The following is a 23,673-nucleotide window of genomic DNA, read 5'->3' as shown; positions in this document are numbered from 1 at the left end:
CCGGCGGACCGCGTGGGCGGCCGGGACATCTTCGAAGGCAGCGGGGCGACCCGCCGCGTACCCGAAATCCTAGCATCGGCGGGGCGTCCGGGGCGGTAACGGTAGGCTGGTCCGGTGCCTATATCTAACGAACGAATCGTCTGGATCGACTGCGAAATGACCGGCCTGGACATCAAGAACGACGCCCTCATCGAGGTGGCAGCCCTGGTCACCGATTCGGAACTGAACATCCTCGGGGACGGTGTCGACGTGGTGATCAAGCCCGAGGACGCGGCCGTCGCCCAGATGTCCGACTTCGTCCGGGACATGCACACCAAGTCCGGGCTCCTGGCGGAACTCCCCCACGGCAAGACCATGGCGGAGGCTGAGGCCGCCGTCATGGAGTACATCTCCGCGTGGGTTCCGGATCCGCGGAAGGCTCCACTGGGCGGCAACTCCGTGGGCACCGACCGGGTGTTCCTCTCCCGCGACATGCCCACCGTCGTGGAGCACCTGCACTACCGGGTGATTGACGTCAGCACCATCAAGGAACTCTCCCGCCGCTGGTTCGCGCGGGCTTACTTCCAGTCACCGGCGAAAAAGGGCGGCCACCGGGCACTGGGCGACATCAGGGACTCCATTGATGAACTCCGCTACTACCGCGAAGCGGTGTTCGTGCCGGCGCCGGGCCCTGACAGTGCCACCGCCCAGAAGATCGCCAGGCGCATCACCAGCGGCGACGCTGCCGACCCTGCCGGCGAGTAATCTGCGCCACGTTTGGAGGAAATTTCGCGGAAATCGCCGAAAGTGGACAAAGCACCCCTTCCGAGCAGGTAAGCTATTTGAGTTGCGTTTCCAGGGAGCCGGTAACACGGCCTGACCTTGAAACACATGGTGGGCGTAGCTCAGTTGGCAGAGCGCCTGGTTGTGGTCCAGGAGGTCGCGGGTTCAACCCCCGTCGCTCACCCTCACGGGGCGGCACTTGCAGCCGTCAACAAAGGAGGCCGCACCGGATATCCGGTGCGGCCTCCTTTGTTGTGTCCCACCAAGGTACGTGCAGGGACGCCGGCGCTGCCGGCCCCGAAGCCGAAGGACTAATGCTATGACCGTTCTGCCGATTACCATCTGGGGCGAGCCCGTCCTGCACCGCCGGGCAGCCGAAGTCGAGGTTTTCGACGACGAACTGCGCACCCTGATTGCCGACATGTTCGAGACCAACGACGCCGCCAACGGCGTGGGTCTCGCGGCGCCGCAAGTCGGCGTGGGCAAGCGGATCTTCGTCTACAGGTACGCCAACGACGACGGCGCGCCACCGAGCGGTGTGCTGGTGAACCCTGTCCTCACCCTCTCCAAGGTTTCCGGCGCCGCCCCGGACCCGGACGAGGAAGAAGAGGGCTGCCTGTCCTTCCCGGGCGAGCAGTACCCGCTGAAGCGGGCCGAGTGGGCCCGGGTGGAAGGCTTCGACGGTTTCGGCGAGCCGGTGAAGTTCGAGGCGACGGGCTGGTTTGCCAGGGTCATCCAGCATGAATTCGACCATCTGGACGGCAAGCTGTACGTCAACCGGTTGATGGACCGCTACGCCCGGAAGGCCCTGAAACAGGCCAAGAAGAACGGGTGGGGCGTGCCAGGGCTGACCTGGATGCCCGGCGTCGATCCCGACCCGTTCGGCCACTAAGCGGTTCCCGGGCCGCCCTCAGCCGGCGGTGATCGTTGGCTGCCCGGGGCAGGATGCCAGCACTTTCTTCATGGCATCCTTCTCCGCCGCAGTCACCCACAGGCCGTAGGCGGCCTTGACGGAGATCTGCCGGGCTACATAGTGGCAGCGGATCGCAGTGTTTTTCGGAAGCCACGTTGCGGCGTCACCGGCACCCTTTTTCTGGTTCGCCTGCCCGTCGGCGGCGATCAGGTTGAGCGGATCGTTGGCGAGGCTCTGGCGTTCCTTCGGGGTCAGGCCCTGTGCTCCCTTTTGCCAGGCGTCGCCCAGGGCCACCACATGGTCGATCTGCACCGCGCTGCTGGTGTCGGCGCCGCGGCGGAATTCAATGGCGTGTCCTGTGTACGGCTCCTGGAAATGACCGCCCGATACCTTGCAGGTGGAACCGTCGGCGAAGATGACTCCCGCGAGGTCGCGCCGCAGGATGTCGTTGCGGGTATCGCACCCGTTCCGGTCCACATCCAGCCACGCCTGGCCGAAGGCTTCCCTGCTGTAGCCGGTATTCGGCGCCCTGCCCTTCACGGCCAGGCCATCCAGGGCAGAAACGGCGGCCCCTCCCGGTACCGGATGGGGCTCCGCCACCGGCTTCATCCAGGCGGCATCGAAAACCGGCGCCTCCGTCGGCCCGGCGGCCGCAGGTCCGGCTGCCGCGAACTGTCCGGCGGTGAAGAACCAGAAAAGCGCGGCCACAGCTGAGACGGCGAAGGCGGCCAGCAGACCCCAAGCCTGCCGGGACCGGCGGCGGGCACGGCGGTAGTCGGACCAGCTGACAGTCACGGCGGTGATACCGGATCACTAGTGGGAGGCACCCCACGAGCCTAGGACGGGGAGCCCGGCCGGCGGCCGATATCCACACTGTGGAGGACGGGTGATCCCTCACCCGCCCGCGGCATCTACTGCTCGCGCGTGACCCTCCGGAGGTCCTCCTCCGCGGTGGCCAGGAGTTCCTCGAGTTGGCGGACGCGCTCCTCGCTGGCGTCCCCGGCCTGGTGGGCGGCGCGGGCGCCCTCCAGGAGCCTGAGGGCTTCCTTGTGGTTGGCCTTCGCCACGTCGAGTGCGTGTTCGAGGGTGGTCTCGTGCTGAAGCGTCGATTCGTTGTCCATGCCACCAGTCTGGTCCGGTTTCCCGGCTGATTCCAGTGAACCAGCCGGGAATTGGCAGGACGTGTCGCTTTTGGTCAGACGGCGATGGCGGCCAGGGCGGCCGCGCTTTCCTTGGCAGGGAACGACGGCGGGTTCACGCCGGCCATCTCCTCCATGACCCGGACCACCTGGCAGCTGTAGCCAAATTCGTTGTCGTACCAGACGTAGAGGACCAGGTTCTTGTCCGTGGACACCGTGGCCAGGCCGTCAACGATGCCGGCGCGGCGGGAACCCACGAAGTCGGTGGAGACCACCTCGGGCGAGTCGATGTAGTCGATCTGCTTGCGCAGGTCCGAGTGCAGCGACATCTCGCGCAGGTAGTTGTTCACCTCATCCTTGGTGGTGCCGTTCTCCAGGCTGAGGTTCAGGATGGCCAGGGAGACGTCCGGGGTGGGAACGCGGATGGAGCTGCCGGTCAGCTTGCCCAGGAGCTCGGGCAGGGCCTTGGCCACCGCCTTGGCGGCACCGGTTTCGGTGATGACCATGTTCAGCGCGGCCGAGCGTCCGCGGCGGTCGCCCTTGTGGAAGTTGTCGATCAGGTTCTGGTCGTTGGTGAAGGAGTGCACGGTTTCCACGTGCCCGTGGATCACGCCGAACTTGTCGTTGATGGCCTTCAGGACCGGAGTGATGGCGTTGGTGGTGCAGGAGGCTGCGGACACGATCCGGTCGGAGTCGTCGATGTCCCGGTGGTTGATGCCGTGGACAATGTTCTTCAGTTCACCCTTTCCCGGAGCCGTCAACAGGACGCGTGCAACACCCTTGCTCTGGAGGTGCTGGGACAGTCCTTCGGCGTCGCGCCAGCGGCCCGTGTTGTCCACCACCAGGGCATCCTTGATTCCATAGGCGGTGTAGTCGATGGTGGCGGGATCGTTCGAGTAGATCACCTGGATACGGACGCCGTTGGCCGTAATGGTGTTGGCCTCTTCATCGATCCGGATGGTGCCCTCGAAGGAACCGTGGACCGAGTCCCGGCGGAGCAGGCTGGCCCGCTTGGAAAGGTCGTTGTCGGACCCGCGGCGGACCACGATGGCGCGCAGGCGCAGGCCGTGGCCGCCACCGGCCTTTTCGATCAGCAGGCGTGCCAGGAGCCGGCCGATGCGGCCGAAGCCGTAGAGCACCACATCGGTGCTGGTGCGTTCGTCGCCGCCACGCTTGCCAACGATCTCGGCGAGTTCGGCGCGGAGGAACTCTTCAAGGGTGGCCCCGTTGCCCTCTTCCTTGAATTTCTGGTTCAGGCGGGCGATGTCGATCGCGGCGGCGCCCAGGTCCAGCCCGGCCAGCGTGTTGAGCAGCGGCGCCGTGTCCTCCAGGAGCAGTTCGTCCTTGCTCATCCGGCGCGCGAAGCGATGTGCCTTGAGGATGTTCATGGTGGACTTGTTGATCAGGCTCCGGCCGTGGATGCTGGTCACCACGTTGTTTTCCCGGTACAGCCTGCCGATCACCGGGATCATGGCCTCGGCGAGGGCCTCCCGGCCCATCCACGTATCAAGACAAGAATCAGACGTCTGGCTCACTGAAATACCTTCCTCGGGTCAGCCGTGTACGTCCTCGTACACAGATGTAGGCCACCTGATGATGTCCAGGGGCACCGGCACCTGCAGGGGTCGGCCCCCAGGCACCTGGATCGCGTGCAAAGAAAAACCGCCGGCTGCGAACGCAACTTTCGGCGGTAGAACTCCTGCGTCCGGGATCCATTCTAATTTGGCGCAGCCCCCCGAACACGCCTGCGCTGCGTGAAATCACTCACACGGCTCACCCCGTGGGCTTAGTTGTGGATGGCAGCATACAAGTTGAGGCTGGCGGAAAAGACCACCCAGGAGAAGTACGGCAACACCAGCAGCCCTGCGGTGGCGTCCACCGGGCCGAACCGGACGATCAGGAACGCCAGGGTCGCGGCCAGGGTGCAGATGACGAGGAATGCCGCCCACAAAGCCGCGGCGCCTGCCATGGGGTACATCGCGAAAAACGCCACCGGCCACGCGGCGTTGAGCACGAGTTGGACGGAGTACCCTGCCAGGGCCGGGCCGGTCAATCCACCTTTGCGCCAGACCAGCCACGCCGCGGCGGCCACCCCGACGTACAGCACCATCCAGGTGATCCGGAACATCAGCGACGGCGGCATCCACGGCGCCTTGAGCGAGCCGGCATACCAGCCCGTGGAATTGAGGATGATGGGGATCGAGGCAAGCACCCACGCCGCAGCAGACAGTCCAAGGAAGCCCGCAAAGGCGACAATTTGGGAGCGCAGGCCGGGCAAGGTTCCGGCCGTTCCGGCGGCCGGCCGGAGATCAGTAATAACGGGCACGGTCCAGCATCCCCAACACAGCGCCCAAGGTCAAACCCGGTTTTGCGGATGGGACAGCCGGTACGCCGGGTTCTGTTCTCCCCTGCCGTTGCCGGCAAGGGAGCGACGGCCATCCATCTACGAGTACCGTTGCCGGCACCCTCCAGCGGCTTACCCGGACACTCGGGCGGGCAGCCCTCGAACGTGTCCTGTCTAGCCTTGCTCCGGGTGGGGTTTACCTAGCCTTCCCGGTCACCCGGGAAGCTGGTGGTCTCTTACACCACCGTTTCACCCTTACCTGCCCTCTCCGGCCAAGGCCGGACATGCAGGCGGTCTGTTTTCTGTGGCACTGGCCTGCGGGTTACCCCGAGTGGGCGTTACCCACCACCCTGCCCTGCGGAGCCCGGACGTTCCTCGAGCCACTTGCGTGGCGCGCGGCCGTCTGGCTGTCCCATCCGGATCCAGTCTACCGGGCGCCTCCGACCGCTTTTGTCGCCGGTAGGATCGGACGGTGCTGATTCTGCTACCCCCTTCCGAAGGCAAGACACCCGCACGCCGCGGGTCCGCCGTCGACTGGCCCTCGCTGAGTTTCCCTGAGCTCAATCCCTGCCGCACCAAGGTCCTGGCGGCGCTGGAAGCGGTCAGCGGGCACCCGGACGCCCTCTCGCTGCTGGGCGTGGGCGCCTCGCTGCGGGACGACGTCGAACGCAACACCCGCCTCCACGCTGAGCCGGCCGCGCCGGCACACAGCATCTACTCGGGGGTCCTGTATGACGCCCTGGGATACCGGAGCCTGACGCCCGCGCAGCGGCGCAAGGCCGACGAGTCCGTGCTGGTGGTCTCCGCGCTGTGGGGGGCAATCCGCTTTGGCGACAGCGTGCCCGCCTACCGGCTTTCCATGGGGACGGCGTTGCCCGACGTCGGCCGGCTGGCTTCGTTCTGGAAGGCACAGCTGGATGACACGCTGGGCCGCGCCGCGGAGGGCCATCTGGTGGTTGACTGCCGGTCGAGCACCTACGCGGCCGCCTGGGCGGCGCCGCCGGAGCGTACGGTCACGGTGAACGTCTTTACCGAAGCCGCAGGAGTCCGGAAAGTGGTGAGCCATTTCGCCAAGCACACCCGCGGCGAACTGGCCCGGCACCTGCTGGCCCGCCGCGGGAAGGCTCCGGCTGCGGCCTCTGACCTGCTGAAGGTTGCGCGCGAAAAATGGGACGCGGAGCTGGTGCCGGGTACGGCACGCAGGCCCCATGCCCTGAACATCATCCTGCCGGGCTGAGGCGCCGGCGGTTCAGGACCAGTCGTCCGAGCGGACCAGGATGGCGCCGGAATCCGGGCAGAACACGATGTCATCCGCCGCGGCCGCCTTGATCTCGGCAAGGTCGCCTGGGCTGAGCTTCATCCCCGAGGCCTCCGATGTCCCGTGGAAGAGCCGCGCGGCGCCCACGCCCCGCTTGGCGAGGGTCTTTTCGTAGACGGCCAGCATGCCTGCATCAAGGCCTGCGGCGAATTCGGCGCGCCGGGCCACGAGCCCTTCGGCTTCGGCGGCCACCTCGGCGAGGGCCGCGTCCAGCTCTGCCCGGATCGTGCCGAACGAGCCTTGGATGCCATCAACGATCGCCTGCTGGGCGGCCTGCCGTTCCCGCAACGTGTCCAGCCGCTCCAGGATTTCCAGTTCCACATCTTCGAGGTCTGAGCGCCGCTTGTTCAGCGATTCAATGTCCTTCTGCAGGGCCACCAGGTCCTTGGAGAGCCCGGTTCCGCTGTTGAGCCTGGCCTCGTCGCGTTCGATGCGCGAAGCGACCTGTTCGACGTCGGCTTCCGCCCGCTTGAGCGCGGCTTCAGCGTCATGCACGGCCACCTTGGCAGCGCCCAGTTCTCCGTTGGCCACGGACAGGGCCGCTTCGAGGTCCTTGATCCGGGGATCATTTTCGAGCGTCCGACGTCGGTTGGCGAGGCCGGTCAGCCTGGCGTCCAGTCCTTGCAGTTCGAGCAACTTCAACTGTTCCGCCGGTGCTGCCTTCGCCACTGTTACCTCCGCTTGATCCCTTCCGGCCAGGGCCGGGCACCCTATGGGCGCTTCCTAGACTCTATCGCCTGGGCTGAACCGTTGCCTCGCTGCCGGGCTCAGCCCGGCGTGAGGATGAAGTCCCAAGGATCACTGTTGGTGGTGCTGACCCGGATCTCCAGGTCGTGCCCCTGGTCCGCCAGGACGTTGCCCAGGGCTGCGGCGGCGGCCGGCAACCAGAGCCATTCACTGGCAAAGTGCGAGACGTCCACCAGGTAGGGCCGGCCGTTGAGGGCAGCTTCCCGGGCCTCGGACGCAGGGTGGTGGCGAAGGTCCGCGGTGACGTACACGTCCGCGTTGCTGGCCCTGACCTCGTTGAACAGGGAATCGCCGGCGCCGCCGCACACTGCAATCCGCCGCACCACGCCGTCCTTGTCCCCGGAAACGCGCACACCCCCGGCCACGGAGGGAAGGATGCCGAACACCCGTGCAGCGAAATCGCCCAGGCTCATGGCGTCCGCCAGGTCGCCGACCCGCCCAATGCCTTCCTCCGGCAGCCCGTTGGCCGCCGCGGTGAGCGGGGCAACATCCTGCAGTCCCAGCGCGTCGGCCAGGACATCGGAAACGCCGCCGACGGCGGAGTCGCCGTTGGTGTGCACGGTCAGCAGTGCCGTCCCCGACTCGATCAGCCGGTGGACAGCCCGTCCCTTCGCGGTGGTTGCCGCCACCGACGTGACACCTTTCAGCAGCAGCGGATGGTGGGTAATGAGGAGGCCGGCACCCCACTCAACGGCTTCTTCGATGACCTCCAGGGTGGGGTCCACCGCGAACATCACCTTGCTGACGGGCGCGGACGGGTGGCCTGCCACGAGCCCCACTTCGTCCCAGTTCTCCGCCAGCGATTCAGGCCACAGTTCCTCAACGGCAAGCAACAATTCGGCCAGGGTGGGAGCCTCGGGGGCACTGTCCTGGCCCAGCGCGTCGGAGGAGGCTTCGCCGTCGTGATCTGCCTGGCCGGTAACGTCGGTGTCCACAGGTTCCATAGTCTTAGTTTTACCCCATCGCCTTCCCGGCGCCGCATGTTGCGGTGCCCGGAAGGACCGGCGGGAATCATCCGGGGCCGTCAACCATTGAAGAGGTCATGAAAACTTTTGTTCTTGGCGGGGGCTGCTTCTGGTGCCTCGACGCTGTCTACCAGAAGACCAGGGGCGTCACCTCGGTGGTGTCCGGTTATACCGGCGGCCACGATCCCCATCCCGACTACTACTCGGTGTGCAGCGGCACCACCGGCCACGCGGAGGTTGTGGCCGTGACCTTCGACGAGGAGGTCATTCCGGCCGAAGTCATCCTGGACATGTTCTTTGCCCTGCACGACCCCACCACGCTCAACCGCCAAGGGTACGACGTGGGCACCCAGTACCGTTCCTCCATGTTCTACGAGACCACGGAGGAAAAGATCCTGTTCGAGGAAGCGATCGAACGCAACCAGGCGCTGTGGAAGCACCCCATCGTCACCGAAGTCAGCCGCCTGCCGCGGTTCCACGTGGCGGAGGAATTCCACCAGGACTACTACGCCAAGCACCCCGAACAGGGGTACTGCCAGGTGATCATCAACCCCAAGCTGGCCAAGGCCAGGAAATATTACTCTGCATGGCTTAACGCTTAGCCTGCGTTACGCGGCCTCGTTAGGCTGACCTCAGTATTCACCCCTTAGAGATAGGCGTATGTACATGGCACGGATCTATGACGATGTAACGCAACTGGTCGGCGGGACCCCGCTGGTTCGGTTGAACCGGCTCAGCGAGGGACTGGACGCCACCGTTGCGGTCAAGCTGGAGTTCTACAACCCGGCCAACAGCGTCAAGGACCGTATCGGCGTCGCCATCATCGACGCCGCGGAAAAGTCGGGTGCACTGAAGCCCGGCGGCACCATCGTTGAGGGCACCTCCGGCAACACGGGCATCGCCCTGGCCATGGTCGGTGCCGCGCGCGGCTACAAGGTCATCCTCACCATGCCGGAAACCATGTCCACCGAACGCCGCGTCATGCTGCGCGCCTTCGGCGCCGAGATCGTGCTGACCCCGGGCTCCGAGGGTATGCGCGGAGCCGTGGAAAAGGCCCAGGAGATTGTGGCCAACACGGAGAACTCCATCTGGGCACAGCAGTTTGCCAACGAAGCCAACCCGGAGATCCACCGGAAGACCACCGCAGAAGAGGTCTGGGCCGACACCGACGGTGCCGTTGACATCTTCGTGGCGGGCGTCGGCACCGGCGGAACCATCACCGGCGTCGGACAGGTGCTGAAGGAGCGCAAGCCCGGCGTGCAGATCGTGGCCGTGGAACCCAAGGACTCCCCCATCCTGAACGGCGGCGCTCCTGGCCCGCACAAGATCCAGGGCCTCGGCGCGAACTTTGTTCCGGAACTGCTGGACACCACCGTCTACGATGAGGTCATCGACGCTTCGCTTGAGGACTCGGTCCGGGTTGCCCGCGAGCTGGGCATCAAGGAAGGCATCCTGGGCGGCATCTCCTCGGGCGCCATCGTTTGGGGTGCGCTGGAACTGGCCAAGCGCCCCGAAAACGCGGGCAAGCTGATCGTGGCCGTGGTCTGCGACTTCGGTGAGCGTTACATCTCCACCGTGCTCTATGACGACATCCGGGGCTAAGCAGACTGAGCTGCCCGCCCGTTTCCTGTAGAAAGAACTTTGTGGGCTTTTTCGCAAGACTGAAAGAAGACCTCGAGGCCGCCCGGTCCCACGACCCTGCGGCTCGAGGTTCTTTTGAGAACTTTTTCGCCTATTCCGGCCTGCACGCCATCTGGATCCATCGGCTGACCCACCGGTTGTGGCAGAACCCTGCCCTGCGTTTTCCGGCACGGCTCCTGTCGCAGCTGGGCAGGTTTGCCACCGGCATCGAGATTCATCCGGGTGCCACCATCGGCCGCAGGTTCTTCATCGACCACGGCATGGGGGTGGTGATCGGTGAGACCGCGGAAATTGGCGAGGACGTGATGATCTACCACGGCGTCACGCTGGGCGGCCGCTCGCTGGCCCGGATTAAACGCCACCCCACCATCGGGGACCGCGTGACGATCGGTGCGGGAGCCAAAATCCTGGGGCCCATTACCATTGGCCGGGACAGCGCGGTCGGTGCCAACGCGGTCGTGGTCAAGGACGCGCCGCCGGAGTCGATCGTTACCGGCGTTCCTGCCAAGTGGCGGCACCGCGATGCGCAGCGGGAAACCAAACCCGCAGTGGATCCGGCCGAATACGATATCGAGTACCGGATCTAGGGTCCGGCGTTGCCTGGACGAAGTTCGGGCCCTAGCTTGGCCCGCTGTCCTGTTAGCCGGGGAAGCGCTTGTAGATGTTCCACAGCACGGTGTCGAAGGCGCGGTCCGGAAGCAGCTGGCGCAGCAGCAGGATGGCCCGTGCGCCCTTGCCCACCGGGTAGCGGGTCCTGGGCCGAGGCGAGGTGGCGGCATGAACGATTGCGTCCGCTATCACGGCGGGGTGCGAGGACAACGCCGAACCGTCGGTTGAAGCCAGCGCTGCCGCCACCACCTTGGCCTGGGCGGCGTACGGTCCGGTCCCCGAATTCGCCAGCAGGCCCTCCGCGGAGATGGCGCCCCACTCGGACTGGGTGCCGCCCGGTTCGATGATGGAGACGTCGATGCCGTGTGGCTTGAGTTCTACCCGGAGCGAATCGCTAAGGCCCTCAACGGCGAACTTGGTGGCGTGGTACCAGGCGCCCAGGGGCTCGTACATCTTTCCGCCGATCGAGGAGATATTGATGATCCGCCCCCGGCCGGCGGCCCGCATGGCCGGCAGCACGAGCTGCGTCATCCGTGCCAAGCCAAACAGGTTGACGTCGAACTGCCGGCGGCCCTCCGCCAATTCGACGTCCTCAAGCGAGCCGTAGGATCCGTAGCCGGCGTTGTTGACCAGCACGTCGATCCGGCCGTGGGCCGACAAGCCTTCCCCGACGGCGGCGACCATCGACGCCTCGTCCGTCACATCGAGCGCCAGGGTCCGGACGCCGTCGGCCTTGAGCGGTTCCATTTTCTCCACCCGGCGGGCACCGGCGTACACGGTGAATCCGCGGGCTGCGAGCTTCCGGGCAGCTTCGAAGCCGATTCCAGTGGACGCACCGGTGACGAAAGCGACGGGCTGGTTCATGGCGGACTCCTTGGGACGCCGCCCCGGAGGGAGGGCGGGCTGCGCGGATGAGGGGCGGTGCGGCCGAAAATGCCGACGGCCGGCGCCCCCAGAGTATCGGGAAGCGCCGGCCGCCGCGCCGGAAGACCTGTGGGCTAGTGCGTGTCGACTGCCGAAATTTCGGACTTGTCCTCGCCCCAGAGGGTGTGGAACGTGCCTTCGGTGTCCACACGGCCGTAGGTGTGGGCGCCGAAGAGGTCGCGCTGGCCCTGGATCAGGGCGGCGGCAACGCGCTTGCGGCGCAGGCCGTCGTAGTACGCCAGCGAGGAGGAGAACACCGGCACCGGGATGCCGAGCTGCACGGCGGTGGCTACTACCCGCCGCCACGCCGGGAGGGCGTCGCCAATGGCCTTGGTGAACGCCGGTGCGAACAGCAGGTTTGCGGGCTTCTCGTCCGCAGCGTAGGCCTTGGTGATGTCCTTGAGGAGCTCCGCGCGGATGATGCAGCCGGCGCGCCACAGGGAAGCGATTTCGTCCAGCTTGAGGTCCCAGCCGTATTCCTTGGCTGCCGAGGTCAGCATGTCCAGGCCCTGCGCGTAGGAGACCAGCTTGGAGGCGTAGAGCGCCTGGCGGACATCCTCAACGAACGTCTCGGGGATCTCAACCGTTGCCTCGTTGCCCGCCAGCAGCTCCTGGCCAAGCTTGCGCTGGGCAGCCTGGGAGGAGAGCGCACGGGCGAAGACCGATTCGGCGATGCCGGACACGGGGGAACCGAGCTCCAGGGCCGAGATCACGGTCCAGCGTCCAGTGCCCTTCTGGCCCGCGGCGTCGACGACGACATCCACGAACGGCTTGCCGGTCTTGGCATCGACGTGGCCCAGGACCTCGGCGGAGATCTCGATCAGGAAGGACGAGAGTTCGCCCTGGTTCCACTCGGAGAAGATCTTTGCCTGCTCGGCCGGTTCGATGCCGGCACCGGAGCGCAGGAGGTCGAAGGCCTCGCCGATGACCTGCATGTCTGCGTATTCGATGCCGTTGTGGACCATTTTGACGAAGTGGCCGGCGCCATCGGTGCCAATCCACGCGCAGCAGGGCTCACCGTCCACCTTTGCCGAAATCTTTTCCAGCAGCGGACCCAGGGCCTTGTACGACTCCTTGGAGCCGCCGGGCATGATGGACGGACCGTTCAAGGCACCCTCTTCGCCGCCGGAGACGCCGACGCCCACGAAGTGCAGATCCTTCTTGGCCAGCGCGGCTTCCCGGCGGCGGGTGTCCTCGTAGTGTGAGTTGCCGGCGTCGATGATGATGTCGCCCGGTTCCAGCAACGGTTCCAGCTGCTCGATCACCGAATCGACCGGCTTTCCGGCTTTGACCATGATCAGCACCCGGCGCGGCTTCTCCAGGGAATCGACCAGCTCCTGCAGGGATTCGGTCCGGATGAAATCGCCCTCCGAGCCGTGCTTCTCCAGCAGTGCGTCGGTCTTTTCCACCGACCGGTTGTGCAGGGCAACCGTGAACCCGTTGCGGGCGAGGTTGCGGGCAAGGTTGGCGCCCATCACTGCGAGGCCGGTGACACCGATGTGTGCAGACATCAATAACTCCAATTCATTGTTTGCCCCGGATCCAGGTTCCGGTGCGGGGTGGGACGCCGGGGCATATCAGGGGGTCGGAATAAAGCATATATATTCTGGCGGTGACGCGAAAGTAACGTCCGCGTCATGAAACCGATTGTGTCGCTGCCAGTCTAGGACTGCCGCACTCCCCTGTCCCGGCCGTCCGGGTCAGCCGGCAATCCCGCATCCGCCAGCAACTAGGCTTACAGCATGACCAGCAGCCTCCACCACCGTGCCATCGAGAACCTGGGCACCCGGATCATCTCAGGGGATCTCCCCGCCGGACACGTCATGCTCGCCGAGCAGCTGGAGGATGAACTGAAGGTTTCCCGCTCCGTAATCCGTGAAGCCGTGCGCGTCCTGCAGTCCCTGGGGCTGGTGCAAACCACCAAGCGGGTGGGGATCCGGGTGTTGCCCTCAAGCCGCTGGAACCCCTTTGACCCGCAGGTGATCCGGTGGCGGCTGGCCAGCGATGCGCGCGGAGCCCAGCTTCGCTCCCTCGCCGAACTCCGTGCCGCCGTCGAACCTGCAGCCGCCGAACTGGCGGCAGAGAACGCGCCGGCGCCGCTGCGCCTGGAACTCGTGGATGTTGCCCGCGCCATGCGGGAGGCCGGCAACAAGGGCGAGGTTGCCCGCTTCCTGGAACTGGATATCCGCTTCCATTCGCTGCTGCTCTCCGGCTCCGGCAACGAGATGTTCGCCAACCTGATGGGGCAGGTGGCCGAAACACTGACGGGCCGGACGGTACACGGCCTGATGCCGGACCATCCCCACCAGACCGCCCTGCAATGGCACGAAGATGTGGCAGAGGCGATCGCCAAGGGCGACGCTCCCGCTGCCCGCGAGGCATCGGACCGGATCATGCGGCGGACCATGTCACAGATGGCTGACACCTGGACGGAGCAACCGCGGGTGTTCATCCCCGTCCGGCAGTAACGGTCAGCTGCTTCCGTTCCCGTCGAAGCTGAGGAGGACTTTGCCGGAGCTGGTGGAGTCCTTGGCCATCTCGAAGGCGTGCAGGGCGTCCTCCACGGGGTATTGGTGGGTGATGACGGGGCTGATGTGCAGGGACCTGTCGGCAAGCGCCGCGATGACCTGGTCGATTTCGTCGTTGAAGCGGAAGGAGCCCTTGAGGTCCAGTTCGCGGGTGATGGCCAGCGAGATGGGCAGCGGTTGCATGCCGGTGGGCAGCAGCCCCACCATGACCACGGTCCCGCCGCGGACCGCGCCGCGGATGGCGGAGGCCAGTCCGTGGTGGTTGCCGGAGGATTCGATCACGACGTCGGCCTCCACGGCGGCGATCGCTTCGGTGTCTGCGGCGTTGATGACCTGGTCCGCGCCGACGGCCCGGGCGATCTCCAGTGGCTTGGGATGGAGGTCCACAGCGGTGATGTGCGCTGCACCGGCGCGTTTGAGGACCGCGACAGCGAGGGCACCGATGGGGCCGGAGCCGATCACCAGCGCGGTCTTCCCGGCCACGTCCCCGGCCCGGGAGACCGCGTGCCAGGCCACGGACGCGGGTTCGACCAGGGCGGCCGTGCGCAGGTCGATGCCCTCGGGCAGGGCCCGCAGCATCCGGGCCGGCAGGTTCACGTACCGGCTGAAAGCGCCGTCGGTGTGCGGGTAGCGGGCGGCGCTGCCCAGGTACGTGCACCCGGGTGAGAGGTTGGGCCGGTCCACAGGGTACCGGGCCGCGCCCGGACCGGGGGTGGCGGGGTGGACGGCGACGGCGGTTCCGGGCTGCGGCCCCTCGCCGTTGGCCGCGGCGCGGACCACCACACCGGAAATCTCATGGCCCAGCACCAAGGGCGCCTTCAGGATGGATTCCCCGGCCGCACCGTGCAGCCAGTAATGCAGGTCCGACCCGCAGATCCCGCCGTACAAGACCTCAACCACGGCCTGGTCATCCGCCGGCCGGGCCAGCGGGACCACATCGACCCGGAGGTCCCCCGCGGCGTGGGCCACCACGGCCGGCCCGGAGCCGGGCAGCATGTGGACCCCTGCCTGGACGGGTGTGTTCGCGGGCATCAGACCACCACCGTCATTCCGCCGTCGATGAAAATGGTCTGCCCGTTCACAAAATCCGACCCATCCGAGGCCAGCCAGACCACCGGCCCGGCCAGATCCCTCGGCGTGCCCCAGCGGCGGGCCGGGGTGCGGCCCAGGATCCAGGCATTGAACTGCTCGTCATCCACCAGGTTCTGCGTCATCTCGGTCTGGATATACCCCGGCGCGATCCCGTTGACCTGCAGGCCGGACCCGGCCCACTCGGCCGTCATCGCCCGGGTCAGGTTCCGCAGCCCGCCCTTGGCCGCAACATACGGGGCAATCGTGGGGCGGGCCAGGTCCGTCTGCACCGAACAGATATTGATGATCTTGCCCCGGCCCCGCGGAATCATGCACCGGGCCGCCTCCCGCCCCACCAGGAACGCACTGGTCAAGTCCGTGGAAATCACCCGCTCCCAATCCGCCACGTCCAACTCCAGCATCGGCACCCGATGCTGGATCCCGGCATTATTCACCAGGATCTCCAACGGACCCACATGCTCTTCGATCCACGCGATACTGCGGCCTGCCGCCTCACCATCGGTAACGTCAAACGCGATGCTGGCGATGCGGCCGGCCGGAAAGTCGGCGGCCATCGCCGCCTCGGCCTCCTTGAGCCGCTCCCCGTTGATGCCATTCAACACAACCGTTGCACCGGCGTCCGCCAACGCCCGGGCCAGCGACGAGCCAATCCCCCGGCTCGACCCCGTCACCAACGCAACCCGGTCCGACAAATCAAAAAGTGAACTCATGGAGCAGCTGTTCCTTCCGCCGCAACTGCGGCCCTATGGCTGAGGTTGGAGATGGTTTGGCGCACTACTGCGAGGTCCTGGTCGCCAAGGCCCTGGCGCTTCAGCTCGGCGTAGAGTTCGGCGGCGGCCGTGGCGATCGGGGTTGCCGTTCCCGCTGCGCGGGCTGCGTCGAGCACGAAGGAAAGATCCTTGTGCATGAATTTTGCCGGGCCCGTGGGGGCGTAGTCCTTGCTGACCAGGCGCGGTCCGACGATATCCAGCACCCTGCTGCCGGCCAAACCGCCCGACAGGACGTCGAAGAGCGCCGCCGGTTCGAGCCCGGAACGCTCTGCCAGTTCGGCAGCCTCGGCGAGCGCCGCCGTCGTCGTCCCCACGACCAGCTGGTTGCACGCCTTGGCGAGCGACCCTGCGCCAAGGGGACCAAGGCGGCGGACGGTGGTGCCCATGGCGTGCAGGAGCGGCTCTGCCCTGCGGAACGCGGACTCCTCGCCGCCGGCCATGATGGCGAGGGTGCCGTCCGCGGCGCCCTTGGTGCCGCCGCTGACCGGGGCGTCGACAACCTGGGCGCGCCCGCCGGTGAGCTCGGTGACGCGGCGCCCGAAAACCTGGACGGCGGTGGGCGAGACACTGCTCATGACCAGCAGGACGGTCTGGGGCGCCGGCGGCTCTTTTTTCCACCGGGCAAGGAGCCCGGCCGCCGCCTCCTCGATGTGTGGCAGGTCTGGAAGCATGAAAACGATGACGGGAAGATGGCCCAGGTCTTCCACCGCGGGGACAATTGTTCCGCCGAGGTCCCGCAACCGGGCCGCTGCCCCTGGAGACCGGTTCCAGCCCGTGACCTGCCATCCGCTGCGGAGGGCGTTTGCCGCCATCAGTCCGCCCATCAATCCCAGGCCTGCAAAGCCTGCGCGTTTGTCCTCCATTTACCCAGCCTCACGTCATCGTGCTTTAAAGATTTGTTCAATATCCTAGCCATGATTCAGTATGATGAACACCATGACTTCCATAACTACCGTGGCCATTGCCGTGCCGCTCGAAGCCGAGCTGGTGGACCGGATCAGGGCCGTTGATCCGTCCGTGACCGTCCTATACGAGCCCGACCTCCTGCCGCCGGAGCGCTTCCCGGCGGACCACGCCGGAGATCCGGATTTCCGGCGGACCCCGGAACAGGAAGAACGCTATTGGGCGATGCTGAACAGCGCACAGGTCCTCTACGGATTCCCCAACGAAAGCCCGTCGGGCCTGGCCCGGATTGCCACGGACAACGGACACCTGCAGTGGGTCCACGCCATGGCAGCCGGCGCAGGCGGCGCGGTTAAAGCGTCTGGCCTGGACCAGCAGACACTGCAAAAGTTCAAGGTCACAACGTCCGCCGGCGTGCACGCGCTTCCCCTGGCCGAGTTCGCAGCGATGGGCATCCTGAACGGGTTCAAACGCACCGCCGAGCTGGCGCTGGACCAGCGGGCCAGGAATTGGCCGGAACTCCGCACTCCCACGCGGCTGGTGAGCGGTTCCCGGCTGGTCATTGCGGGGCTCGGTGAGATCGGCCTTGAGACGGCCCGGCTTGCCCGCGCCCTGGGCATGGCCGTCAGCGGAACCAAGAGGACCCCGGAGCCCCTGGAAGGCATCGACCAGGTGACCGGAAACGACGGCCTTCCCGGCCTCCTTGCCACCGCCGATGCCGTGGTGAACACCCTTCCGGGCACCCCGTATACGGAGAAGCTGTTCAACCGGGACGTATTTGCTGTCATGAAACCCGGCACCGTCTTCGTCAACGTCGGACGCGGCACCGTGGTGGATGAGGACGCGCTGCTCGAGGCCCTGGATAATGGCCAGGTCTCCTACGCCTGCCTTGATGTCTTCGCAGTGGAACCGCTCCCCCTCGAAAGCCCGCTCTGGGGCCACCCGAAGGTTCTGGTGTCGCCGCATACGTCAGCTTTGAGCGCCGCGGAGAACAGGCTGATCACCGACCGTTTCTGCAGCAACCTGCGAACCTTCCTCGACGGCGGCGAACTCCCCCACCTCGTGGACACGGTCCACTTCTACTGACCCTTGGCCAAGGCACCGGCAAGGCCGCTGCATCCCCTGCCCAGGGGATGCAGCGGCCGTTCTTTTTGTGGCGCCGGACTGCTGCCCATCAGGCCGCAGCATCAACGGCGCCCCTCGGAACCTCCCGACCTCCGCGATGCCGGCCGGCTTGTCTCCCGCACACGCCAAACGCCCGGCCCGGATGATCCGGACCGGGCGTCAGGCCGGCGTCAGCTGGCGTCTTCGACGAGGACCAGGTCCCGGCCGCCGGTTTCCGGCGTGAAGAACGTGGTGATGAACGAGATCAAAGCGAGGACGAGGGAGTACAGGGCGGGAACCAGCCAGGAGTGGTTGGTGGCCGCCAGCAGGGCGACGCCGATCATCGGGGCGAAGCCGCCGGCGAGGACGGCCGACAGTTCGCGGCTCAGGGCAACCCCGGTAAAGCGGTGCTGGGAACCGAACAGCTCGGGCAGAAGGGCACATTGCGGCCCGAGCATGGCCTGGACGCCGAGGGCGATGCCCACCACCATGACCACCCAGACGAGCGTGACATTGCCGAGGGTCACCAGGTAGAAGGCCGGGAGCGCGATGACCGCCTGGAACAGGGCACCGTAGCGGTAGAAAGGGACACGGCCGTAGCGGTCGGACAAGGCACCGAATGCGACCACCATGACGGCGGCAAAGCCGGCCGCGATCAGCAGTCCGGTTGGTCCGATGAACTTGTCGCCCGGGAAGACACCGGCAGGCATGCTGATGAACGAAACCAGCACGGCCGAGTAAATGGAGGAGTTTCCGTTTTCACCCATACGCAGGCCGATCCCCACCAGGACGTTCTTCTTGGAATGACGCCAGATCTGGGACACCGGGTTCTTCACCACAGCCTTGTGCTTTTCCAGTTCCTGGAAGACCGGCGTCTCCTTCAGGCGAAGGCGGATGAACACCGCAATGCCGATCAGGATGATGCTGGCAAGGAACGGCACACGCCACAGCCAGCCCTGCAGGACGGACTTGTCGGCCATGGCCATCAAGGCGAATGTTCCGGCGCCCAAGAGGGTGCCCAGCTGGATGCCAACGAAGGGCAGCGCGGCAAAGAAACCACGACGGCGGCGCGGTGCCACCTCGGAGATCAGCGTGGTGGCACCCGCCTGTTCAGCTCCGGCGCCAAGGCCCTGGATGATGCGGAGGCTCACGAGGAGGACCGCACCCAGCATTCCGGCCTGGTCGAAAGTGGGCAGGAGTCCAATGGCGAAGCTGGACATTCCCATGAGGCCGATGGTGAGGATCAGGACCATCTTGCGCCCAAACCTGTCACCAATGTGGCCAAAGACGATGCCGCCGAAGGGCCGGGCCGCAAATCCCACACCGTAGGTGGCGAAGGAGGCAATAACGGCGCCGCTTTCACCCAGCGGGGCGAAGAAAAGCGGGCCGAAGATCAGCGCGGACGCCAGGCCGTAGATATAGAAGTCGTAGTACTCCAGTGCGGACCCCACTGAACTTGCAAGAGTTGCCCTTCGCAGCTGGTCGGCGTCGACGGCGGTGCCGTCCGCGGCCTGCGGTGCATTAGTACGAGTTGTCACAAGAACTCCCTCATCACGCGCCAGGCCCCCGTTGGCCTGGCGGGTCAGCAACGACACCCGAGATGTCGATCACTATGTTGAACAGAGTACAGCAAGTTGGACAACAGGCAAGCGGTTGAGCCAAAAAGTACATGCACGGTCCCCTGCGGGACGCCTTCCTAGCTCATGGGATTACCCAAGGACCGTGCCAGTTCCTGAAGTTCCTTGACCATCTGCGCACCCTGCTCGGGGGTATAGGTTGCCTTCAGCGCCGTCACCGATAACCCCAGGCTGGGTCCGTGGGAGCCGCGGGTGGGGACGGCCACGCCCAGGCAGACCACGCCCGTCGTGGATTCCTCGTCCTCGAAGGCGTAGCCCTGCTCCCGGATGGACCGCAGCTGATCCTTGAGCTCGCGACCGGTCCGCAGGGACTTAGGGGTGAGGACGGGCAGCTCGGCGTCATCGGGGAACAAGGCGTCGATGTCGTGGTCGTGAAGCCTGGCGATCAAGACCTTGCCCACAGCACAGAGGGAGACCGGCATTTTGTCGCCGATGTTGGAGGTGAGCCGGACAGCCGGATGCCCCTCGTAGCGTGCCAGGTAGATGACATTGGTCCCGTCCAGCATGGCAATCCGCACCGTCTCGCCGGAAAGGGTGGGCGCCTGCTCGCAGTACCGGTAGAACTCCTGGACCTCGTCCATGCGGCTGAGATACGCCGCGCCAAGTTCAACCAGCTTGCGGCCCAGCATGAATTCGGAGCCCTGCCTGCTGATGAGGCGGGCGTCCTCCAACGCCAACAGCAGGTTGGAGGTGGAGGACTTCGGGATTCCCAGCTCGCGGGCAAGGTCACTGAGGGTCAGCCGTCCCCCTGCGGACGCAGCCAGTGCCTCCAGGACGGCGGCAGCCCGGGTAACGGCAGGCGCAGGCGAAGCGCTTGCAGGCCCGTCGGAGGAACGTGGGGTGCGGGAATCGGCCATGATTCTCCTTCGGTAGGCGCATGCACTCATCAGCTCTGTCCATTCAGCTGAACACAACCCATCATAGTGGCTGGCTTGGGCGGACCTGCGGTGCCCGCCGACGCCTGGGCGATCACGCGGGCGCCTCGGGACTTTTTGTTTCCGGGAGTTCACGGTATATTCATCCCAGGCCCTCCACCGCGGCATCCCCCAATAGTCGCGGTGGAGGGTTTTCCAATGCCCCGAAGCCGACGGACCAAGCGGGGCCGGTCAGGCCGCATCCGCTGCCGACTCCCTGCGCCGCCAGCTGCCGCCCAGGCCGTCACGCTGGAGATACATGGTGGTCAACGCGGACCGGCTGTTGTTACCCAGCCGCACCTGCAACTGCAGGACTTCCACATCCACGCCGCTGTTGCCCTTCGGCATCCGGCGTTTGGTCTCCCACCAATTGACGCGTTCGTACCACCTCACCGGCGCGGCACCCACCGCCCATTCCCTGCCGCGGCTCACAACCGCCGTCGGCATTCCCTCGCTGTCTGTGTGCACTATGACGTGTTCCATCCCTGCACCGTATGGCAGGGCACTGACAACGGGACTGGAAAAGCCGAAAAGCAAAAACCCCGCCGCCCCACCGGAAAGGCGGGACAACGGGGTTTCACATGAGTGGGTCCTACCGGGATCGAACCGATGACATCCACGGTGTAAACGTGGCGCTCTACCAGCTGAGCTAAAGACCCAAATTGCGCGGTTTCCGGCGGTAACGCCGCAACCAACGAACATAAACTCTACCCGACGTTGGACCGCGAACGCGAATCGGCCCGCCCGGGGCCTTCCCGCACTACAGGGAAGGAAGTTCAGCTGCCAGGTAGCCCAATGCCTGGCTGACCCCGGCTTCGAGTTTGATGGTTGCCTTGTCATCACCGCGGGTGGCACCCCGGTTGATGATGACCACCGGTTTTGACTGCTTGGCGGCGTGCCGCACGAACCGCAGGCCGCTCATGACCGTCAGGGAAGAACCGGCCACGACCAGGGCGGCTGCCTCGTCCACCATCGCGTAGGACCGCTCCACCCGGTCCTTGGGCACGTTTTCACCGAAGTAGACAAAGTCTGGCTTCAGGGTTCCGCCGCACGCAGGGCAGAGCGCCACCACGAAGCTGTGGATGAGAGCCTGGTCCTCGACGGTGGCGTCAGCGTCGGGCGCCATTTCCACGAGTCCGGAAGCTGCCGCCCGCTCCAGGAAGCCGGGGTTGAGTTCCTCGAAAACACCGGCAAGGAGGCGCCTGGAATACGTCCGCCCGCAGTCCAGGCAGATCACCTGGTCATACCGGCCGTGGAGGTCGACGACGTTTGAACTGCCCGCGTCCTGGTGCAGCCCGTCGACGTTCTGGGTAATGAGTCCGGTAAGGAAACCGCGCCGTTCGAGTTCGGCTGCGGAATAGTGGCCCTGGTTTGGATCAGCATGCCGCATATGCGACCAGCCGATGTGGTTCCTGGCCCAGTATCGGCGCCGGTTGGCGGCGTCGCGGACAAACTCCTGGTAGGTCATGGGTGAACGGGGCGGCGAGTCCGGGCCGCGGTAGTCGGGGATCCCGGAATCCGTGCTGAGCCCGGCCCCGGTCAGCAGGGCGAAACGAACCCCCGCGAGCAGGTCCCGGATCCGGACCAACACCTCAAGGTCCGCACCCGAGGGCGGGGCCGGGGCCACCAGCGGCATGCTGGCAAAGCCCGTCAGGCCTGTCCCCCGCCGCTGCTCAGCCATCCGCCTCAGGCCTGCTTCAAATCCGCCAAAGCGGCCCGGTACTCACCAAAGTCGCGGGCTTGGCCCCGTGGGTTCACCACGCTGTACCGGACCGTGCCCTCTGCATCGATGATGAAGGTGGCCCGTTTCGCCATGCCGCTGCCGGCGTCGAACACGCCGTAGGCGCCGGCCACGGCCCCGTGCGGCCAGAAATCGGCCAGCAGGTCGAAGCCGTACCCTTCCTGGGCCGCGTAGGCGCGAAGGCTGAACTTGCTGTCAGCGGACACTGCCAGGACGACGGCATTCGAATCCTCGAACGTGGCAAGGTTGTCACGTATCTCGCAGAGCTCGCCGGTGCAGATCCCCGAGAAGGCAAACGGGTAGAACACCAAGGCCACGTTCTGTCCGCGGAAGGACGAGAGGCGCACCGGCTCACCGTACTGGTTGGCCAGCTCAAAGTCGGGCGCGGTTGTGCCCACGGCGGGAACAACTGCGGAAGCGGCCTCGACCGCTGCCGTCATTTGTTCTTCCTGCTGACCAGGCGCGCCGCGCTCCAATCCTTTGAGACACCGGCAGAGGTGGTGACATGCAGGCCGGCCGTTGGTGCGGCTTCCTGGATGTCTGCCGGCGAAACGTAACCGTCCCTGCCCGACTTGGGGGTCAGGACCCAGACAACCCCGTTTTCACTCAGGGTAGTGAGGGAATCCATCAGGCTGTCGACGAGGTCTCCGTCCCCGTCGCGCCACCAAAGGATGACAGCGTCCGCCACCTCGTGGTCGTCCTCATCCAGCAGCTCCGAACCGGTGAGGTCTTCAATATCGTCACGCAAGTCGAAATCGACGTCGTCGTCGTAACCGAACTCCTGAATCAGATCCCCATTTTTGAAACCCAATTTTTCCGCCACATTTACCGAAGTGGCGGCGTCGGCCTCGCTCACGTGTTCCTCCAATACGTCATTAATGCGTTGTGCATAGTGATTTCCATTACTCCCAAGCCAACACCCTTTGCGCCTGCGCTTCAAGCTGCCGCCCCCGGGAGTGCGCATATTCTGCGTCACATCCAGCTGCGGCTGCGCCCGGCAAGGGTATTGGCCACACAACCAGTATGACGAACGAAATACAACAGCAGCACCTGGACCGCAGCTACGCATCGCGTTGCCGTCAGGGCTAGAGTGGCTGGTGACAACTATGCCCGCGGGACGACACCCCTGTGACTCCGGACAGGCATAGGAGCGCTAGGAAGCTGCCCGGCACACATGACCGGGCTGTTGTAACCGATACGTCGCACACGGCGTATATACGCCGGGCAGTCACCCTGCCTGGCCTGAGTGCGCCGATTCATGCGCGCAAAGAGAGGTTGGACGTGGCTGCAGGAGAAGATACCTCCCATATCCTCAGCGGGTTGACTAACCAGCTGCCTGATCGTGATCCGGAAGAGACTGCCGAGTGGGTTGAGTCCCTGGATGCGTTGATCAGGGAACAGGGCACTGAGCGTGCCCAATACATCATGCGGAGCCTGCTGCAGCGCGCGGGCGCGCAGAGCGTCGGGGTGCCGATGGTGACCACCACCGATTACGTGAACACCATCCCGGTGGACCAGGAAGCGGAGTTCCCGGGCAACGAGGAATTCGAGCGCCGGTACCGGGCGTACATGCGGTGGAACGCCGCGGTCATGGTGCACCGGGCGCAGCGGCCCGAGATCGG

26 protein-coding genes, 2 tRNA genes and 1 other RNA gene are annotated in these 23,673 nt (G+C 65.7%); 10 read left to right on the top strand and 19 right to left on the bottom strand.

Annotation, left to right across the window (positions count from 1 at the left end; genetic code table 11):
- Positions 1–114: 114 nt before the first annotated feature.
- The 3 genes from orn (at position 115) to def (ending at position 1,654) form a co-directional block, all read left to right on the top strand.
- Positions 115–744: an oligoribonuclease gene (orn, locus tag QRM96_RS00145; protein ID WP_285317879.1), complete on the top strand. Its 630-nt coding sequence runs from the start codon at positions 115–117 to the stop codon at positions 742–744.
- 129 nt (positions 745–873) lie between these two features.
- Positions 874–946 (top strand) — tRNA-His (locus tag QRM96_RS00140).
- 135 nt (positions 947–1,081) lie between these two features.
- On the top strand, positions 1,082–1,654 hold the full coding sequence (def, locus tag QRM96_RS00135) for a peptide deformylase (RefSeq protein WP_285317877.1): 573 nt from the start codon (positions 1,082–1,084) through the stop codon (positions 1,652–1,654).
- Between the two features lie 18 nt (positions 1,655–1,672).
- On the opposite strand, the gene QRM96_RS00130 is transcribed toward def, so the two are convergent.
- The 5 genes from QRM96_RS00130 to rnpB form a co-directional block, all read right to left on the bottom strand.
- Entirely contained in the window at positions 1,673–2,470 is a 798-nt protein-coding gene (locus QRM96_RS00130) for an HNH endonuclease family protein (RefSeq protein ID WP_018761609.1), read from the bottom strand.
- A 116-nt stretch (positions 2,471–2,586) separates the two neighbouring features.
- Positions 2,587–2,796: a hypothetical protein gene (locus QRM96_RS00125; protein ID WP_018761610.1), complete on the bottom strand. Its 210-nt coding sequence runs from the start codon at positions 2,794–2,796 to the stop codon at positions 2,587–2,589.
- Positions 2,797–2,870: 74 nt separating this feature from the next.
- Positions 2,871–4,349 (bottom strand): glyceraldehyde-3-phosphate dehydrogenase, encoded by a 1,479-nt coding sequence (locus QRM96_RS00120; protein WP_081624127.1) that lies wholly within the window; start codon positions 4,347–4,349, stop codon positions 2,871–2,873.
- A 251-nt stretch (positions 4,350–4,600) separates the two neighbouring features.
- On the bottom strand, positions 4,601–5,140 hold the full coding sequence (locus tag QRM96_RS00115) for a TspO/MBR family protein (protein ID WP_165837974.1): 540 nt from the start codon (positions 5,138–5,140) through the stop codon (positions 4,601–4,603).
- A gap of 45 nt (positions 5,141–5,185) precedes the next feature.
- Positions 5,186–5,573: RNase P RNA component class A (gene rnpB / locus QRM96_RS00110), an RNA gene on the bottom strand.
- Between the two features lie 57 nt (positions 5,574–5,630).
- Between rnpB and QRM96_RS00105 the strand changes: the two genes are divergently transcribed.
- Positions 5,631–6,395, top strand: coding sequence for a YaaA family protein (locus tag QRM96_RS00105; protein WP_018761613.1), 765 nt, complete (start codon positions 5,631–5,633; stop codon positions 6,393–6,395).
- 12 nt (positions 6,396–6,407) lie between these two features.
- Here QRM96_RS00105 and QRM96_RS00100 read toward each other — a convergent pair whose 3' ends face one another.
- Together QRM96_RS00100 and QRM96_RS00095 are read right to left on the bottom strand one after the other, a co-directional pair.
- Complete coding sequence (locus QRM96_RS00100) at positions 6,408–7,145, bottom strand: zinc ribbon domain-containing protein (RefSeq protein ID WP_018761614.1); 738 nt, start codon at positions 7,143–7,145, stop codon at positions 6,408–6,410.
- Positions 7,146–7,243: 98 nt separating this feature from the next.
- Positions 7,244–8,167: a Nif3-like dinuclear metal center hexameric protein gene (locus QRM96_RS00095; protein WP_026264547.1), complete on the bottom strand. Its 924-nt coding sequence runs from the start codon at positions 8,165–8,167 to the stop codon at positions 7,244–7,246.
- 98 nt (positions 8,168–8,265) lie between these two features.
- Between QRM96_RS00095 and msrA the strand changes: the two genes are divergently transcribed.
- The 3 genes from msrA (at position 8,266) to epsC (ending at position 10,416) form a co-directional block, all read left to right on the top strand.
- Positions 8,266–8,790 (top strand): peptide-methionine (S)-S-oxide reductase MsrA, encoded by a 525-nt coding sequence (gene msrA / locus QRM96_RS00090; RefSeq protein ID WP_018761616.1) that lies wholly within the window; start codon positions 8,266–8,268, stop codon positions 8,788–8,790.
- 64 nt (positions 8,791–8,854) lie between these two features.
- Complete coding sequence (cysK, locus tag QRM96_RS00085; RefSeq protein ID WP_026264549.1) at positions 8,855–9,790, top strand: cysteine synthase A; 936 nt, start codon at positions 8,855–8,857, stop codon at positions 9,788–9,790.
- 41 nt (positions 9,791–9,831) lie between these two features.
- On the top strand, positions 9,832–10,416 hold the full coding sequence (gene epsC, locus QRM96_RS00080) for a serine O-acetyltransferase EpsC (RefSeq protein ID WP_018761618.1): 585 nt from the start codon (positions 9,832–9,834) through the stop codon (positions 10,414–10,416).
- A gap of 52 nt (positions 10,417–10,468) precedes the next feature.
- Here epsC and QRM96_RS00075 read toward each other — a convergent pair whose 3' ends face one another.
- On the bottom strand, positions 10,469–11,302 hold the full coding sequence (locus QRM96_RS00075; RefSeq protein ID WP_285317874.1) for an oxidoreductase: 834 nt from the start codon (positions 11,300–11,302) through the stop codon (positions 10,469–10,471).
- Between the two features lie 134 nt (positions 11,303–11,436).
- Positions 11,437–12,873: an NADP-dependent phosphogluconate dehydrogenase gene (gene gnd / locus QRM96_RS00070; protein WP_018761620.1), complete on the bottom strand. Its 1,437-nt coding sequence runs from the start codon at positions 12,871–12,873 to the stop codon at positions 11,437–11,439.
- 231 nt (positions 12,874–13,104) lie between these two features.
- On the opposite strand from gnd, the gene QRM96_RS00065 reads away from it, so the two are divergent.
- Positions 13,105–13,830: a FadR/GntR family transcriptional regulator gene (locus tag QRM96_RS00065; RefSeq protein ID WP_285317873.1), complete on the top strand. Its 726-nt coding sequence runs from the start codon at positions 13,105–13,107 to the stop codon at positions 13,828–13,830.
- Between the two features lie 3 nt (positions 13,831–13,833).
- Here QRM96_RS00065 and QRM96_RS00060 read toward each other — a convergent pair whose 3' ends face one another.
- Genes QRM96_RS00060 through QRM96_RS00050 form a run of 3 tightly spaced genes read right to left on the bottom strand, consistent with a single transcriptional unit; the run spans position 13,834 to position 16,615 of the window.
- Entirely contained in the window at positions 13,834–14,922 is a 1,089-nt protein-coding gene (locus tag QRM96_RS00060; RefSeq protein ID WP_285317872.1) for an L-idonate 5-dehydrogenase, read from the bottom strand.
- Positions 14,922–15,692, bottom strand: a complete 771-nt coding sequence (locus QRM96_RS00055) for an SDR family oxidoreductase (protein ID WP_285317871.1) — start codon at positions 15,690–15,692, stop codon at positions 14,922–14,924. The genes QRM96_RS00060 and QRM96_RS00055 overlap by 1 nt, the downstream gene beginning before the upstream one ends.
- The gene (locus tag QRM96_RS00050) at positions 15,689–16,615 is read right to left on the bottom strand and encodes an NAD(P)-dependent oxidoreductase (RefSeq protein ID WP_109044429.1); all 927 of its coding nucleotides are present in this window, start codon (positions 16,613–16,615) and stop codon (positions 15,689–15,691) included. Before QRM96_RS00050 ends, QRM96_RS00055 begins: the two co-directional genes overlap by 4 nt.
- A gap of 61 nt (positions 16,616–16,676) precedes the next feature.
- Between QRM96_RS00050 and QRM96_RS00045 the strand changes: the two genes are divergently transcribed.
- The gene (locus QRM96_RS00045) at positions 16,677–17,741 is read left to right on the top strand and encodes a D-2-hydroxyacid dehydrogenase (RefSeq protein WP_018763963.1); all 1,065 of its coding nucleotides are present in this window, start codon (positions 16,677–16,679) and stop codon (positions 17,739–17,741) included.
- 209 nt (positions 17,742–17,950) lie between these two features.
- On the opposite strand, the gene QRM96_RS00040 is transcribed toward QRM96_RS00045, so the two are convergent.
- The 7 genes from QRM96_RS00040 to QRM96_RS00010 form a co-directional block, all read right to left on the bottom strand.
- Entirely contained in the window at positions 17,951–19,297 is a 1,347-nt protein-coding gene (locus QRM96_RS00040; protein ID WP_285317870.1) for an MFS transporter, read from the bottom strand.
- Positions 19,298–19,455: 158 nt separating this feature from the next.
- Positions 19,456–20,253, bottom strand: a complete 798-nt coding sequence (locus QRM96_RS00035; protein ID WP_018763965.1) for an IclR family transcriptional regulator — start codon at positions 20,251–20,253, stop codon at positions 19,456–19,458.
- Positions 20,254–20,502: 249 nt separating this feature from the next.
- Positions 20,503–20,793 carry a hypothetical protein gene (locus tag QRM96_RS00030; protein ID WP_285317869.1) on the bottom strand — a complete coding sequence of 97 codons (291 nt, stop codon included), beginning with the start codon at positions 20,791–20,793 and terminating at the stop codon, positions 20,503–20,505.
- Between the two features lie 103 nt (positions 20,794–20,896).
- Positions 20,897–20,969: transfer RNA gene (locus QRM96_RS00025), tRNA-Val, on the bottom strand.
- Between the two features lie 101 nt (positions 20,970–21,070).
- Complete coding sequence (locus QRM96_RS00020; RefSeq protein WP_285317868.1) at positions 21,071–21,991, bottom strand: NAD-dependent protein deacetylase; 921 nt, start codon at positions 21,989–21,991, stop codon at positions 21,071–21,073.
- A gap of 5 nt (positions 21,992–21,996) precedes the next feature.
- Positions 21,997–22,491: a peroxiredoxin gene (locus QRM96_RS00015; protein ID WP_018763968.1), complete on the bottom strand. Its 495-nt coding sequence runs from the start codon at positions 22,489–22,491 to the stop codon at positions 21,997–21,999.
- A complete protein-coding gene (locus QRM96_RS00010) occupies positions 22,488–22,907 on the bottom strand; it encodes a DUF3052 domain-containing protein (RefSeq protein ID WP_026265207.1) in 420 nt (139 codons plus the stop codon). The genes QRM96_RS00015 and QRM96_RS00010 overlap by 4 nt, the downstream gene beginning before the upstream one ends.
- Positions 22,908–23,332: 425 nt before the next feature.
- Between QRM96_RS00010 and QRM96_RS00005 the strand changes: the two genes are divergently transcribed.
- Positions 23,333–23,673 (top strand): pyruvate dehydrogenase E1 component-related protein (locus tag QRM96_RS00005; protein WP_502934869.1); only part of this gene is annotated, 341 nt, incomplete at its 3' end.

It is taken from the genome of Pseudarthrobacter sp. lyk4-40-TYG-27, from assembly GCF_030209295.1.
Classification (GTDB): domain Bacteria; phylum Actinomycetota; class Actinomycetes; order Actinomycetales; family Micrococcaceae; genus Arthrobacter.
This window is presented reverse-complemented; position numbering and strand designations above follow the sequence as displayed.